This window comes from Clostridium sp. TJA020, assembly GCF_058310295.1.
Genome location: NZ_JBZEFC010000002.1, coordinates 194761 through 209005 on the forward strand (window position 1 = coordinate 194761; position 14245 = coordinate 209005).

Below are 14245 nucleotides of genomic sequence, written 5' to 3' on the forward strand. Positions count from 1 at the left end.
ATTAAATATCAATTAATTGTCGAATTATGACTTAAAACAAAAAAAATCACCTCAAATATACTATTAAAATTTAATTTAATAATACATTTGAGGTAGTAAAATAATTATTATTTATTTTCTTCTTTTTCTGCTAATGCTTTTAAGTACTCCATAAAGCCATCTCTTAAATCTTCTCTTCTTAATGCATATTCAACTGTCGCTTCTAAGAAACCTTGCTTATCTCCAACATCATATCTTCTTCCTTCGAAGTTGTATGCATACATTACTTCTTCACTTATAAGTTCAAGTAATGCATCTGTAAGTTGAATTTCTCCACCCTTACCTGGCTTTGTTCTTTCTAAAATTTCAAAGATTTTTGGTGTAACAATATATCTTCCAAGTATAGCAACATTTGATGGTGCTTCTTCAATGCTTGGCTTTTCAACTAAGCCTTTAACCTTACATACTCTATCTTCAATTAATATTCCATCAACTATACCATATTTATTTACTTTATCTTCTGGTACAGTTTGTACCCCAAGTACTGATGTATTATACTCATTATAACAATCAATAAGTTGCTTTAAACATGGTTTTTCATCATTATATACAACATCATCTCCAAGTAATATTGCAAATGGTTCATCCCCTACGAAAGTTTTAGCACAGCTTATAGCATGTCCAAGCCCTTTAGGTTCTTTTTGTCTTATATAATATATGTCTGCCATATTTGATATATCTTCAACCATTTTAAGCATTTCTTTTTTACCTGATTTTTTAAGTTCTAATTCAAGTTCTACTGATCTATCAAAGTGATCTTCTATACACTTTTTGCTTCTTCCTGTTATTATAAGTATTTCTTCTATTCCTGAAGCTATTGCTTCTTCTATAATATATTGAATTGTTGGTTTATCAACTATTGGAAGCATTTCTTTTGGTTGTGCTTTTGTCGCTGGTAAAAATCTTGTACCAAGGCCTGCTGATGGTATTATTGCCTTTCTTATTTTTTATTCATAATTCTTTTTCCTTTTTAACTAACTAAAAATTTAAATAAAGTAATTACTTATTACATCTAATATCTTTATACAAGCTGTTCCATCTCCATATGGATTCTCTGCATGTGCCATTTCTTTATATGCTTCTTCATCTAATAAAAGTTTCTTAGCTTCTTCATAAATTTTATCTGTTTCAATTCCTGCAAGTTTTATTGTACCTGCTTCAACTGCTTCTGGTCTTTCTGTTTCTGTTCTAAGTACCATTACTGGTTTTCCAAGTGTTGGTGCTTCTTCTTGAATTCCACCTGAATCTGTCATTATAAGCTTAACTCTTGACATAAGATTTGCAAATTCAACATACTCAAGAGGTTCTATTAAGAATACTCTTCCTGCATATTCATCAAAATATTTATGAGCTAACTTTCTTATTGCAGGATTTTTGTGCATTGGGAATATAACTTCTACTCTTTCATCTTCTTCAATAAGCTTAATCATTGCTTTGAAGATATTTTCCATTGGTTCTCCCCAATTTTCTCTTCTATGAGTTGTAAGTAATATTACATTTTTATTTTTATAATCTATATCATTTAATATTGGCTGTTCAAACATTAATGTATCATCTATTACACTAAGTAATGCATCAATTACTGTATTTCCTGTAATAAATATTTTTTCTTCTGCTACACCTTCTTTTAAAAGATTAGCTTTATTTGTTTTTGTTGGAGCAAAATGAAGTGTTGTTATAGCACCTGTAAGTTTTCTATTTGCTTCTTCTGGGAATGGTGAATATATGTCATATGTTCTAAGTCCAGCTTCTACGTGTCCTACTGGAACTTGATTATAAAATGCAGCAAGTGCTCCATTTAAAGTTGTTGAAGTATCTCCATGAACTAATACTATATCTGGCTGACATTTTTTAATTACTTCATCTACTCCCTTTAAAACTTTACTTGATATATCAACTATTGTTTGTCCGTGAGCCATTATATCAAGATCATAATCTTGATGAACATCAAATATTTCAAGTACTGTATCAAGCATTTCTCTATGTTGTGCTGTTACACATACTATTGATTCAAATCTATCGTCTTTTTCAAGTGCCTTAACTAGTGGACACATTTTTATTCCTTCAGGTCTTGTTCCAAAAACTGATAATACTTTTATCTTTTTCATATATTATCTCCTACCTATACATATTTTCATAATAACTTTGATATTCTCCAGATGTTACATTATTCATCCATTTTTTATTATCTAAATACCATTTAATAGTTTTCTTTATTCCAACTTCAAATGTTGTTTCTGGATACCACCCAAGTTCTTCTTTGATTTTAGTTGGATCTATTCCATATCTTCTATCATGACCTTTTCTATCTTCAACAAACTTAATTAAGTTTTCTGTAACTTCTTTATCAACATTTTCATTAATATATGAAATTACTGTTTTAACTATTTGAATGTTAGTTCTTTCATTATGTCCACCAATGTTATAAACTTCTCCTAATCTTCCATTATTAATTACCATGTCAATTGCTTTAGCATGATCTTCAACAAATAACCAATCTCTTATATTCATACCATCACCGTATACAGGTAAATCTCTATGCTCTAAACAATTATTTATTAAAAGTGGTATTAATTTTTCATGGAATTGGTATGGTCCATAGTTATTTGAACATCTTGTTATGTTAACTGGCATTTTATATGTATCTGCATATGCCTTAACCATTAAGTCTGATCCTGCTTTACTTGATGAATATGGACTATGTGGATCTAATGGTGTTGTTTCCATAAAGTATCCTGTATCTCCAAGTGAACCATATACTTCATCTGTTGATACATGAAGAAACTTAACCCCTTCTTTCCATCCATTTTCTGTTTCCCATGCATTTTTTGCACAATTAAGTAAGTTTACTGTTCCTAAAACATTTGTCTTTGCAAATATTTCTGGTTCTTTTATACTTCTATCAACATGAGATTCAGCAGCAAAATGAGCTACATAATCTATATCATATTTTTCAAAAAGTCTTGTAACTAATTCTTTATCACAAATATCTCCTTGAACAAATATATGTCTTTCATCATTTTCAACTGATTTTAAATTTTCTAAATTTCCTGCATAAGTTAATTTATCTAAATTTAGTATTTTTATATCTTTATACTTATTTAGCATATAAAGTACGAAATTTGATCCTATAAATCCTGCTCCACCAGTAACTAAGTATGTTTTCATTATTATTCACTCCTATTATTTATTAAGATTACTTATAAAGTTTTCTATAGCTTCTTCCCAATCTCTCATTTCATCACCAATTGTACATCTAAGCATCATATTATCTAATGATGAATACTCTGGTCTTTTTGCTGCTGTTTTAAATTGTTCTGAAGTACAAGGAACTACTTCACAATCAATATTTGAAAGTTCCATTATCTTCTTAGCAAAATCATACCATGTACATTCTCCATTTCCTGTACAATGATATACTCCATATTCCTCTGTTTCTATAAGCTTTAAAATATGGTAAGCTAAATCATTTGCATTTGTTGGATTTCCAGTTTGATCATTAACAACTGTTAACTTATCTCTTTCTTGTCCAAGTTTTCTCATTGTATATACAAAATTATGTCCTATATATCCATAAAGCCATGCTGTTCTAACTATGAAATATTTTGAGCATAATTCTCTGACAAATTTCTCTCCCTCAAGTTTTGTTTTTCCATATACGCTATATGGTCCAGTTAAATCAAATTCTGTAAAAGGAGTTTCTTGAGTTGTACCACTAAATACATAATCAGTTGAAACTTGTACTAATTTTGAACCATTTTCTTCAGCTGCAATAGCTAAATTTCTTGCTCCTAAAGTGTTAACTTTAAATGCAAATTCTTTATCTGTTTCACATCCATCAACATTGGTAGCTGCAGCACAGTTTATTATTACATCCGGATTTTCAATTCTTACAACTTCTTTAACTTGTGAAAGATTTATTATATCAAGTTTATCAACATCTAATGCTATAACTTCATAATCTTTAACATAACTTGGCATATCCCCTATTTCTGATTTTCCTGAATTAATTATTGAAATTAATTCATTACCAAGTTGACCTTTTGCACCTGTAATAAGTATTTTCATAATACGTTCCTCCAATGCTTAATATACAAATGGTAAATCAAGTTCTTTTAATGTTTTTTGATTTTTATCTTTTTCTGATAATAAAATTTCATCAATTCCTTCTAATGGCCATTCTACTCCAATATCTGGATCATTCCATAAAACTCCACCATCATATTCTGGTGCATAGAAGTTTGTACATTTATAATTAAAAGTTGCTTCATCTGAAACTACTAGAAAACCATGTGCAAATCCTTCAGGAACATAAAATTGTTTTTTATTTTCTGATGTTAAAAGTACACCTTCCCACTGTCCATATGTTGGTGATCCTTTTCTTAAATCAACAGCTACATCATAAACAGCTCCACTTGTAACTCTAACTAACTTACCTTGAGTTTTTTGTGTTTGAAAATGAAGTCCTCTTAATACACCTTTTCTTGACTTTGATTCATTATCTTGAACAAATTCCATAGCAAGACCAGCCTCAAAAAAATCTTTCTTACTATATGTTTCCATAAAGTATCCTCTTTCATCTCCAAAGACTGTAGGTTCTATAATATATAAATCTTTAATTTTGGTTTCAATAAAATTAAACTTTCCCATTTTATTTCATCCTCTCTATTTAGTTGCTGCAACTTCTTCATATGCCTTTTGTTTTTCAGCTTCTTCAACAATATCAACTAAATATTTTCCATATCCTGTTTTCATTAAAGGTTTAGCAAGTTCTATTACTTTATCTTCACCTATCCAACCTTTTCTATATGCAATTTCTTCAAGACAAGCAATATATGTTCCTTGAGTATTTTGAACAGCTTCAACAAAATTTGATGCTTGAAGCATTGAAGCATGAGTTCCCGTATCAAGCCAAGCCATTCCTCTTCCAAGTAATGTTACACTTAAATTTCCTTCTTCCATATAAACTTTATTTAAATCAGTTATTTCAAGTTCTCCTCTTGCTGATGGCTTTAAAGCCTTAGCTTTTTCAATTACTGAATTATCATAGAAATAAAGACCTGGAACTGCATATTTTGATTTTGGCTTTTCTGGTTTTTCTTCTAAAGACAACACTTTACCCTCTTTATCAAACTCAACAACTCCAAAAGCTCTTGGATCTTGAACATAATATCCAAATATCATTGCACCTTCTTTAAGATTTGCTGCATTTACTAACTTTTCTGAGAAGCTTTGTCCATAAAATATATTATCTCCAAGTATCATGGCAACATTATCATTACCTATAAATTCTTCTCCTATCATAAATGCTTCTGCAAGTCCATTTGGTTGCTCTTGAATTGCATATTCTATATTTAATCCAAGTTCTGAACCATCTTTAAATAATTCTTTAAAATGAACTATATCTCTTGGTGTTGATATAATTAGAATATCTTTTATCCCTGAAAGCATCAAAACTGACATTGGATAATATATCATTGGTTTATCATATACTGGAACCATTTGTTTTGACATTGCCTTTGTTACTGGATAAAGTCTTGTTCCACTTCCTCCAGCTAGTATTATTCCTTTCATATAAATTCCTCCTAAGATTTCTTTTTATAAACTTAATAAAATTCTATATCCTTCTTCTGTTTTTTCAGCGGCTTTTTCCCATGTGTAATTTTGTAAAATATATTTTCTAAAATCATTACTATAGTCATTATTCATAGCACTATTAGTTGCACATAATATTGACTCTATATCGTCAGGCTTACAATAATAAGCATAATTTTTAAAATAATCTTTAGTTGTCCCCCTATCAGATACTACAATATTACACCCCATTACAGCTGCTTCTAATGAAACTAATCCTGGTGTTTCAAGCCAACTTGGTAATATATGAACCTTACATTGCTTATATATCTTATATAATTCTGCATTATCAATTTTTTCAATATATTCAAAATTCGAATTTGAATTTATTTCATTAATTACCTTTTCTCCGTATTTTCTATGCCCAGGTGATATAGCTCCTATAAATAGTACTTTATAACTTGAATTTTTTAATGCTTTTATTACATTTAATTGATTTTTTCTAGTTTCTAATCTACCTACACATAATATGTAATCCTTATACTTACTATATTTCTCTTCATATTCACAATCATCTAAATTATTTATTTTATCTAAGTCTATCGCATTTGGAACAACTGTATAATCATCCTTATTAAAATAGAATTTTTTTCCTAACTCATCCATTTCCATATACGAATTAGGAAGAAACCAATCAACTAATTGTAAAATTTCATCTTGCATTTTTTTAAAACTATTTAGCATTAAATACTTAGTTCCCTTATGCCTCTCATCTTTTATATAATATTTATAAAAAGCCTTTAATCTCTCTATATTATTTATACTGATTAAATTATTTATAACTTTTCTAATACCAATTTGACCTTTTCTTTCAAATTCATCAGTAGGCCAATATATTGTTGATAATATAATTTTTTTATTTTGTTTTTTTGCATTTTTTGCTTGAAAATAAGTTTCTTGTACTCTCGTTAAATTAAACAAATGTACTATATCATATTTATTTAAATCTGGTTCAAGTTCTGTTGATATATCAACATCTATGCCTCTTTTTTCTAGATACTCTTTAGTTTTTAATAATTGTATTGTATCTCCTCCTGGCAAAGTAAATAGATTTTGTCTTGATTGCATTAATACTCTCATAATAAATTTCCTTTCTAAAATGATTTTATAAAATCTATTATTTTATCAGCTTGAAACTTACGTGTATATTTATATTTATCTTGAAAATCATATGATGTATCTAATATAATTTTTAGTTTTTTTACTATATCATCAATATTATGCTTAGCACATTCCCCATACTTATGATTTATTAAATCAACTAATGGTTTATCATTAGTAACTGCTAATATAGGTTTTTCTGCACCTATATATTCAAATGTCTTTCCTGGAATAGCAAATCCACTTCCGCTAATATGTGTTAATATAACTGCAATATCTGAGTTAACTAAATATTCTATTGCTTTCTTATGTTCAACAGTTCCTATAATATTTAAAACTACTTTAGACTCTTTTACTAAATGATCTATTTCCTCTAAGTCATTTAATGCTTCACTATCTAAGAATCCAACAACATTAAATATAATATTTATATTTCTTTCATCACTATATTTTATCAATGCTAAAATAAAATCTTTTATATTTCTTCCTTTATAAATAGATCCTATATGAGCTAAAACTATTCTTCCTTTTTTACTTTCATATGTATAATCAAACTCTTCAAAGTCTCTACTATTATATCCATTTTTTATTAATTTAATTGTCTTTGTATTATCCATTTGTCTATAATAATTTTCTATTCCTTCTGATAAAACTATTAATCCATCTGAAATTTCTAACATATTTCTTTCTGCTTTTTTCATTATAAATCTTGGATTCCCTTTACCTATATTATGATTTAATATATCTCTAATTTCAGTAATAATTATTATACTTTTATTTATTTCTTTTATATATTTAGCAATATATATTGAATAAACATCTGGAACAGTTATAAAAACCTTTTTTATTTTTTTATTTTCTATAATTTCAATAATTTTATCTAAATTTTTATCATTCTCTCTTTTAAATTTCAAATAGCTATACTTGTAATTCCTCCAAATTTTTAATATCCAATCTTGCCTAAATAAATCTTTAAAAGAATTTCTATTTGAACCTCTATTATTAACATTAAAATTTAATTTTCCAGTATAAAATTTTAAATTTTCTTTTGAATATTTACTCTTTGAATCTCCATACTTTAAATCATTAACAACAATAACATCAAATGCTTTATTATATTGCTCCATAAGATCTGAGTATCTTACTGATGCAACTACAGGAAAACCTTCAACATAATCTGTTATATACATGATCTTTTCCATTACTTTTCCTCTTTTCTAAAGATTTCTTCACCATTTACATTAACTAAAATTATTAATATTCAAGAAATTTATATTTTAAAATCTATATATCTATTTTAAATTTATCATTTTTCTTATTAAAAAATATACTATTCAACACAAGGATAAAAATTCCATATAAAACAGTAGAATCAGATATATTTGCAATTCCATTATTAGTATTTACCATAACGAAAATAGCTACTATAGAAATTATATGTACCATATTCCTATTTAAAATTCCTTTAACTAAAGGTATTAAAATCATATATATGTATATAATTAATTCACCTAAATATCCAAAATCATATAATAACATTATAAATGGATATTCAAAGTTAAATATATTACTTCCTAAACTAATTGCCACCTTTCTTGATACTCCTAAACCTAATCCTAAAAATTTTGGCTTTAATACATAAGATGATGATTCTAAAATAGAAATTAATGAATTTCTACCAGTTGTAATATCTCCTGAATCTATAGCAACCTTAAATCTTGTTAATAATATTTCTCTAAAAAAACTTGTATTAAATAATAAGATAATAATACTTAATATTAAAATACTATTTAATATTTTTTTCTTTCCGCCAAGTCCATACATTAATATAATGTAAACTAGCCCTATTAAAATTGCAGTTTTACTTCCTGAAATAAGTAGTCCTAATAACCCAACAATTATAATAACTGCTTTATTAGTTACAAATTTATCTTTTATTCCATATGTAAAATTAATAATAAGATAAAAAAGAAAATATGTTGCATTGGTTAGTGGATGTCCAATAATTGAATAATATCTGTATACTTCCCAACTTCTTTCTTCATACATTAAATCTTTCAATGGATATCTATTAAATATTGATATAACATAATTCATTAACTTTCCATCCAAGAAAAAATCTATAGTTCCAAACAATAATAACACTATTATTATTTTATTATAAATCTTCAAAAATCTATTTATACTTTTTATCGTAATAAAATTATCAACACAAAAATATAATGGAATTATAAGAAAAAATATTATTCTAAATTTACTTATTAAATCAAAATTATTATTAAATGCTATTCCAATACTCCAAAAAAAGAATAATATTATAATCCATACTATTTTCAATCTTTTGTAAACAATTAATTTATAAAATAAAATAAAACTTAGTATTATATAAATAATATTATATTTTGAAAATATATTATGTCCAAAAATTGTTTCTCTTATAACATCATTAAAAAACATTATCGAAATAATTATCCAAAACATTATTTTTGATAAACTTTTACTAGATGCATCTATATCAGAATTAATTTTTTCCAAACAAATCTCCTCTTCCCAATAAATTATTATTACTATATCTAATCTACATACTTATATATTCCATTTTCTAATGGAATATTAAAAATCCCATTTATTCCCTTTATAATTTTTCCAGAAGGTGTTTTTATACTTTTTACTTTTTTAATTTTTATAGTAATAAATCTATATTCATATTTTTCCAACATTTTAAAATTTGTATCAAAACCATCTTCAACTATCTCAAATTTAATATTTTCTCTATAATATACATAAGAAGCAAGTTCACTGCATGTACAATTCCATATATTTTTATTTTTTAAATACTTAAATATATTAACTAAGCTTTTTTTATCATCATATATATTGGGAGTTTGCCTTCTACCATCATCTCTAGCTGGAGATATATGCTCTTGTATAGATATTATTAATTTATTTTCAATTAAACTATCTATAATTTTCAATTTTTTTCTTGATAAAATTTGTGGAAATAAAGTTTTTAATATTTTTTTTGGTAAATTCCCATTTCTTGAATATATACCTGTAAGCAATCCACCATTAACTGTTGTTGGAATATCTATAATATTGTTTTTTCCAAAAAATTTTATATCATTATTAGTAATAAAATTTGTATCTATTCCATGAAATTCTTTAATTAATCTATTTTCCTTTGATGCAGCCTGAGTATCTAAATTACAGAATCTACACCACCATAAAAATTTCAATTCATCTATACTACAATCTGAAAATTGATTACTCATATATCCACAGTACTTACCACCTAATGGTTTTTTTCCTAATGTATCTATATAAATATCAATTCCTTTTCTAGTTTTTAAATTGGCTTCTTCAACACTATTGAATAGTTCCCATTCCTGTATAAAATCTTCATTTATTTTTCCAACTCTTCCATGATCAGTTCCATGGTATGCTATTTCAAATTTTGTACTATCATTTATTTTTTTAAAAAATTCTTTACTTTTATTTGAATTATTAATTGGTCTTGATATTGATTTTATATAAGGATTTTCTATCATTCCAACTCTATTACCTACTGGAACAAAAAAAGTAACTTTTATATTCTTAAAATCCCTAAGAATATTATTTTCTAAATATCTAAATGAAGAATTTTCAGAAAATCCTGCATATCCCCAATCTTCTTCTATATCAATCTCTCCATTATTATTAGTATCAACCCATACATTTGCTAAATCATCTATCATAAATACAACTGGTGAGTTCGCATCATTATACCATTTACATATATTCATTACATTTTCCTGCCTTAGTTTATTTTAATATTTGTTTTAAACACCTTAATTTATATCTAATAGTAGGTCTTAAATCTCTATAATCTGAAAACATAGATTTATATTTATATCCAAACATTATTTTCAAAAATTTATTTAATGAAATTTTCTTTTGTTTATATAATTCTATTAATCCACTTTCATAATATATATATATATCTTTATTTGTTGCTTTTAATTTATTACTTTCATCAAATGGGTATACTTCACATGAATTATTAACATATTTTGTTATACTACACCATTGAACCGGCCTAGTATTTATTTCTAACAACTTATATTCTTTATTATCTTCATCATACAAAAATTCTAATTCTGCAAAACCATTATAGTCTATACTTTTCAATATATTATTGCTTATATAAACTATATCCTCATCATTTACTAAATGCCCTAATACTGTAGTTCCACCTTCTCCTAATAGATCTTTCTTTAGTACATTAACTTTCTTAAATTCATTATTGAAAAATCCATAGACACAAAGCGACTTTTTATAATTAACACACTCTTGTATTATCAAATCTCCATATAATTTTAAAATGTCATTTTTGAAAGATTGTAACTCCTCATAAGAATATATTTTATAATATTTATCACCAAATATATTTCTAAAAATTTTATTATACATTTTATTTGGCTTTAATATTATTGGAAATTTAAAATTTTGTTTAATATATACTAAATCAGCTTCTTTGTTTACAAAAATAGTTTTAGGTATCACTATATTCTTTTCTTTCATTAAATTATAGAATAATTTTTTATCTATATTAGATTTTATAATATCAGCATTTTTATATGGTAACTTAAAATATTTATTAAGAACACTAAAATTATTACATATTATACTATTAATATTATCGTCAGCTGCAATAATAATATATGCATCTTTTTTACCTATATTAATTAAATCATATATAAATTGTTTTTCATCATTATCATGCCATGTTATTTTCTTTATTTCCTTTATATATTTTGATTTTTCATTTAAACTAGTTATACTACTTTTTTTGTCTTTTACTAATAATATTTCTATTCCTTGTTGTCCCAAATTTCTAATTAAGCTAAGTGTAGTTGCAGACTGTGTATCAAAGGTCAACAATTTTAATTTTTCTTTCATTACTATCTCCTTAAATATTTTGAAAATATATTTATAACTATACTTTTCACAGCTATTATCTTTAATTTATCTACTAGGAAAATCCATAAAAATGCAATTATACACTCAAACAAAAATTCTAATATTGAACTTTTAATAAATAATGTTAAAGTAAAATATATTGCATACATTATTATAGTTATTAAATACATAAATATTGTTTTTTTACTTGTTTTAAACTCATAACTTGATAATTTATCAGATACTTTTTTATATAAAATATTCATAATATAATATGATATAACTGTTGATATAGTTGCACCATACATTCCAAAATAATGAACTAAAATGATATTAAGTATAATATTTAATACTCCTCCAATTATCATCACATAAGCATCGTAATATGTTTTATTTGATACATGCATTCCTAAACTATAAAATTGCGATTTACCGTATATAAAATATGATATTAATATTAATGGTATTATCTTATATGCATCTATAAAATCTGGAGTAGAAATTATTCCTATAAGAGTTTTACTAAATATTGATATTAAAAACACAATTCCTATTCCTAAAATATTATAACTTTCATATTTAGATGATAGTTTTTCACTTGCATCACTATCATGACAAACCGAAAATTTAAAAGGAGTGAATGTTTTTCTAAATGGATCTATAAAAATTGGATCTATAAGCATTCCTATCTTATATCCCAATGAATATATCCCCGTAGTTGATAAACCACAAAAATACTCTATAACATATCTATCTGCTAAATTTAATACTACACTTGATAATCCTGATGGAATCAATTGTATACTATAATTTGACATTTCTTGCAACATCTTTTTATTAATTGTAATTTCAAAAGATTTTCTTTGAGTTATAAATAAATATATCATTATAGGAATATTGCCAATGACATATCCCATATATATAGACATAACTCCGTTTTTTAAAATATTTATTAATATTATTATTAAAATTGTACTTAATATAACTTTCAAAGTTTCTATAATTACCACTTTTTTAGCATTATATGTCATTGAATACTCTATTAATAATATATATATTATTTGATCTGTAGCACACCTTACCAGCAATAAAAACATTAAAAAATTAGAATTACTTATATGTAACAGGCTTTCAGAATATACTGGAGAAAATATAGTTCCTAAAATTGTTATTATAACCGCTAAAACTATTGCAAAAGTTATTGTTGTGTTTTTTAATATTCTTTTTTCATCTTCACTTTTATATTCATTATAAAATCTAGTATATCCTGATCCTATTCCTATAGTTATAAATATAGTTGCAAAAGAATATATCATATCTATTAATGATAATTGTCCAAATCCAACAGTTCCTAATTTATGTGTATATAAAGGTATTAAGAAAAAATTAACACCTTTCATAATAAATTGTCCTATAACATAAATTATAGTTGCTTTTCTTATTAAATTTCCTTTTGAATTATTATTTGAATTCATTTTTACCTCTTTATTATTGACCTTTATTTTTATATAGATTTAATATAGTCTCACTTGCATCTTTTATTTTTATTTTTTTTACTTTTCTTAAATAATAGTTATAATTATCAATAATATTTTTAGTCTTCTCTAACATATCATCATAGTCATAGTTTTTAAATAAAATTGTTCCTTCTGCCCTTTTACATGCATCACTTGCTAAAACTGGAGTATTTAAACTAATAGATTCTGGTATAGAAACTCCATATCCATCTTCTTTTGTTGCTCTTATAGTTAAATCACTTTTTAAAATTAATGAAGAAAATTCTACTTTTTCTTCACTATATAATAAAATATCATCTTTTAATCCTAATTTTTTAATAATATCATTTAATCTTTTAAATTCTTTAATATCATCAATCTGAGGAATTAAGAATACTAAACCTATATTTTTATTAAAATATATCTTTTTTAATTTATAAACCATTATTATTATCTCTTCAATTGAATATAAATTATCTAAAGAAGATGCATTACTTGAAATAATAAAATCTTTTTTTAATATAAATTCTTCTATTTTATTTGGTAATTTTTCAAATTTTATTGGATTTATATAGGCATTTTCTTCAATAATACATGTGCTTATTCCATTCTTTTGTAGTAAATCTTTATCTCCTTTTTTTACGCAAATAATAACATCAAATGTATTTAAAGTATACTTTGCTATTTTACCCCAAAATCCGTCAAAAAGATCTGTGCAATCTCCATGCATAGTTATTATTTTTCTTATTTTTTTCCCAAAAAACAAATTTAAAATTCCAAAATAAATTTTATTTTTTCTTCCAGCTTGATTTATATGTATAATATCTATATTTTTCTTGTACTTTAAAACTTTAAATAATATCTCTCTATTCCTATATACTTTAATTCCATACTTTTCTTTTACATCAGTATTAGTCCATACTTCATTTTCTATATTCAATTTATCTAAAATTTCTTTTAATCTCTTTATATAAATTGATATTCCCCCTACTGGTGGCGGATATGGTCCAATTTGAATTATCATATTTATTCCCTCA

At 25.0% G+C, this 14245-nt stretch carries 13 protein-coding genes; all 13 read right to left on the reverse strand.

Features of this window, described 5'->3' with window-relative positions:
* Positions 1-107 precede the first annotated feature (107 nt).
* A complete protein-coding gene (gene galU / locus AC4FQ1_RS04855; protein WP_491169205.1) occupies positions 108-983 on the reverse strand; it encodes a UTP--glucose-1-phosphate uridylyltransferase GalU in 876 nt (291 codons plus the stop codon).
* A gap of 42 nt (positions 984-1025) precedes the next feature.
* On the reverse strand, positions 1026-2147 hold the full coding sequence (gene wecB, locus AC4FQ1_RS04860) for a non-hydrolyzing UDP-N-acetylglucosamine 2-epimerase (protein ID WP_491169094.1): 1122 nt from the start codon (positions 2145-2147) through the stop codon (positions 1026-1028).
* A gap of 10 nt (positions 2148-2157) precedes the next feature.
* Positions 2158-3207: a dTDP-glucose 4,6-dehydratase gene (rfbB, locus tag AC4FQ1_RS04865; protein WP_491169095.1), complete on the reverse strand. Its 1050-nt coding sequence runs from the start codon at positions 3205-3207 to the stop codon at positions 2158-2160.
* A 15-nt stretch (positions 3208-3222) separates the two neighbouring features.
* On the reverse strand, positions 3223-4107 hold the full coding sequence (gene rfbD / locus AC4FQ1_RS04870; RefSeq protein ID WP_491148424.1) for a dTDP-4-dehydrorhamnose reductase: 885 nt from the start codon (positions 4105-4107) through the stop codon (positions 3223-3225).
* Between the two features lie 18 nt (positions 4108-4125).
* Positions 4126-4689 (reverse strand): dTDP-4-dehydrorhamnose 3,5-epimerase, encoded by a 564-nt coding sequence (gene rfbC / locus AC4FQ1_RS04875; protein WP_491148426.1) that lies wholly within the window; start codon positions 4687-4689, stop codon positions 4126-4128.
* Between the two features lie 15 nt (positions 4690-4704).
* A complete protein-coding gene (rfbA, locus tag AC4FQ1_RS04880) occupies positions 4705-5613 on the reverse strand; it encodes a glucose-1-phosphate thymidylyltransferase RfbA (protein ID WP_491148427.1) in 909 nt (302 codons plus the stop codon).
* Positions 5614-5637: 24 nt separating this feature from the next.
* Complete coding sequence (locus tag AC4FQ1_RS04885) at positions 5638-6753, reverse strand: glycosyltransferase (protein WP_491148429.1); 1116 nt, start codon at positions 6751-6753, stop codon at positions 5638-5640.
* Positions 6754-6767: 14 nt separating this feature from the next.
* Positions 6768-7976 (reverse strand): glycosyltransferase, encoded by a 1209-nt coding sequence (locus AC4FQ1_RS04890; RefSeq protein ID WP_491148431.1) that lies wholly within the window; start codon positions 7974-7976, stop codon positions 6768-6770.
* A gap of 82 nt (positions 7977-8058) precedes the next feature.
* Entirely contained in the window at positions 8059-9309 is a 1251-nt protein-coding gene (locus AC4FQ1_RS04895) for a hypothetical protein (RefSeq protein WP_491148433.1), read from the reverse strand.
* Between the two features lie 38 nt (positions 9310-9347).
* Positions 9348-10556: a polysaccharide deacetylase family protein gene (locus AC4FQ1_RS04900; protein ID WP_491169096.1), complete on the reverse strand. Its 1209-nt coding sequence runs from the start codon at positions 10554-10556 to the stop codon at positions 9348-9350.
* A 19-nt stretch (positions 10557-10575) separates the two neighbouring features.
* Entirely contained in the window at positions 10576-11712 is a 1137-nt protein-coding gene (locus AC4FQ1_RS04905; protein ID WP_491148437.1) for a hypothetical protein, read from the reverse strand.
* A gap of 2 nt (positions 11713-11714) precedes the next feature.
* Positions 11715-13187, reverse strand: a complete 1473-nt coding sequence (locus tag AC4FQ1_RS04910) for a lipopolysaccharide biosynthesis protein (protein ID WP_491148439.1) — start codon at positions 13185-13187, stop codon at positions 11715-11717.
* A 13-nt stretch (positions 13188-13200) separates the two neighbouring features.
* Positions 13201-14232: a glycosyltransferase gene (locus AC4FQ1_RS04915; protein ID WP_491169097.1), complete on the reverse strand. Its 1032-nt coding sequence runs from the start codon at positions 14230-14232 to the stop codon at positions 13201-13203.
* Between the last annotated feature and the right edge of the window lie 13 nt (positions 14233-14245).

What these genes read in the sequence shown, in the direction of transcription:
- rfbD (WP_491148424.1), bottom strand. Translation starts at nt 4,107, where the DNA reads ATGAAAATACTTATTACAGGTGCAAAAGGTCAACTTGGTAATGAATTA.
- AC4FQ1_RS04885 (WP_491148429.1), bottom strand. Translation starts at nt 6,753, where the DNA reads ATGAGAGTATTAATGCAATCAAGACAAAATCTATTTACTTTGCCAGGA.
- rfbA (WP_491148427.1), bottom strand. Translation starts at nt 5,613, where the DNA reads ATGAAAGGAATAATACTAGCTGGAGGAAGTGGAACAAGACTTTATCCA.
- AC4FQ1_RS04905 (WP_491148437.1), bottom strand. Translation starts at nt 11,712, where the DNA reads ATGAAAGAAAAATTAAAATTGTTGACCTTTGATACACAGTCTGCAACT.
- rfbC (WP_491148426.1), bottom strand. Translation starts at nt 4,689, where the DNA reads ATGGGAAAGTTTAATTTTATTGAAACCAAAATTAAAGATTTATATATT.
- AC4FQ1_RS04900 (WP_491169096.1), bottom strand. Translation starts at nt 10,556, where the DNA reads ATGAATATATGTAAATGGTATAATGATGCGAACTCACCAGTTGTATTT.
- rfbB (WP_491169095.1), bottom strand. Translation starts at nt 3,207, where the DNA reads ATGAAAACATACTTAGTTACTGGTGGAGCAGGATTTATAGGATCAAAT.
- AC4FQ1_RS04915 (WP_491169097.1), bottom strand. Translation starts at nt 14,232, where the DNA reads ATGATAATTCAAATTGGACCATATCCGCCACCAGTAGGGGGAATATCA.
- wecB (WP_491169094.1), bottom strand. Translation starts at nt 2,147, where the DNA reads ATGAAAAAGATAAAAGTATTATCAGTTTTTGGAACAAGACCTGAAGGA.
- AC4FQ1_RS04890 (WP_491148431.1), bottom strand. Translation starts at nt 7,976, where the DNA reads ATGGAAAAGATCATGTATATAACAGATTATGTTGAAGGTTTTCCTGTA.
- AC4FQ1_RS04910 (WP_491148439.1), bottom strand. Translation starts at nt 13,187, where the DNA reads ATGAATTCAAATAATAATTCAAAAGGAAATTTAATAAGAAAAGCAACT.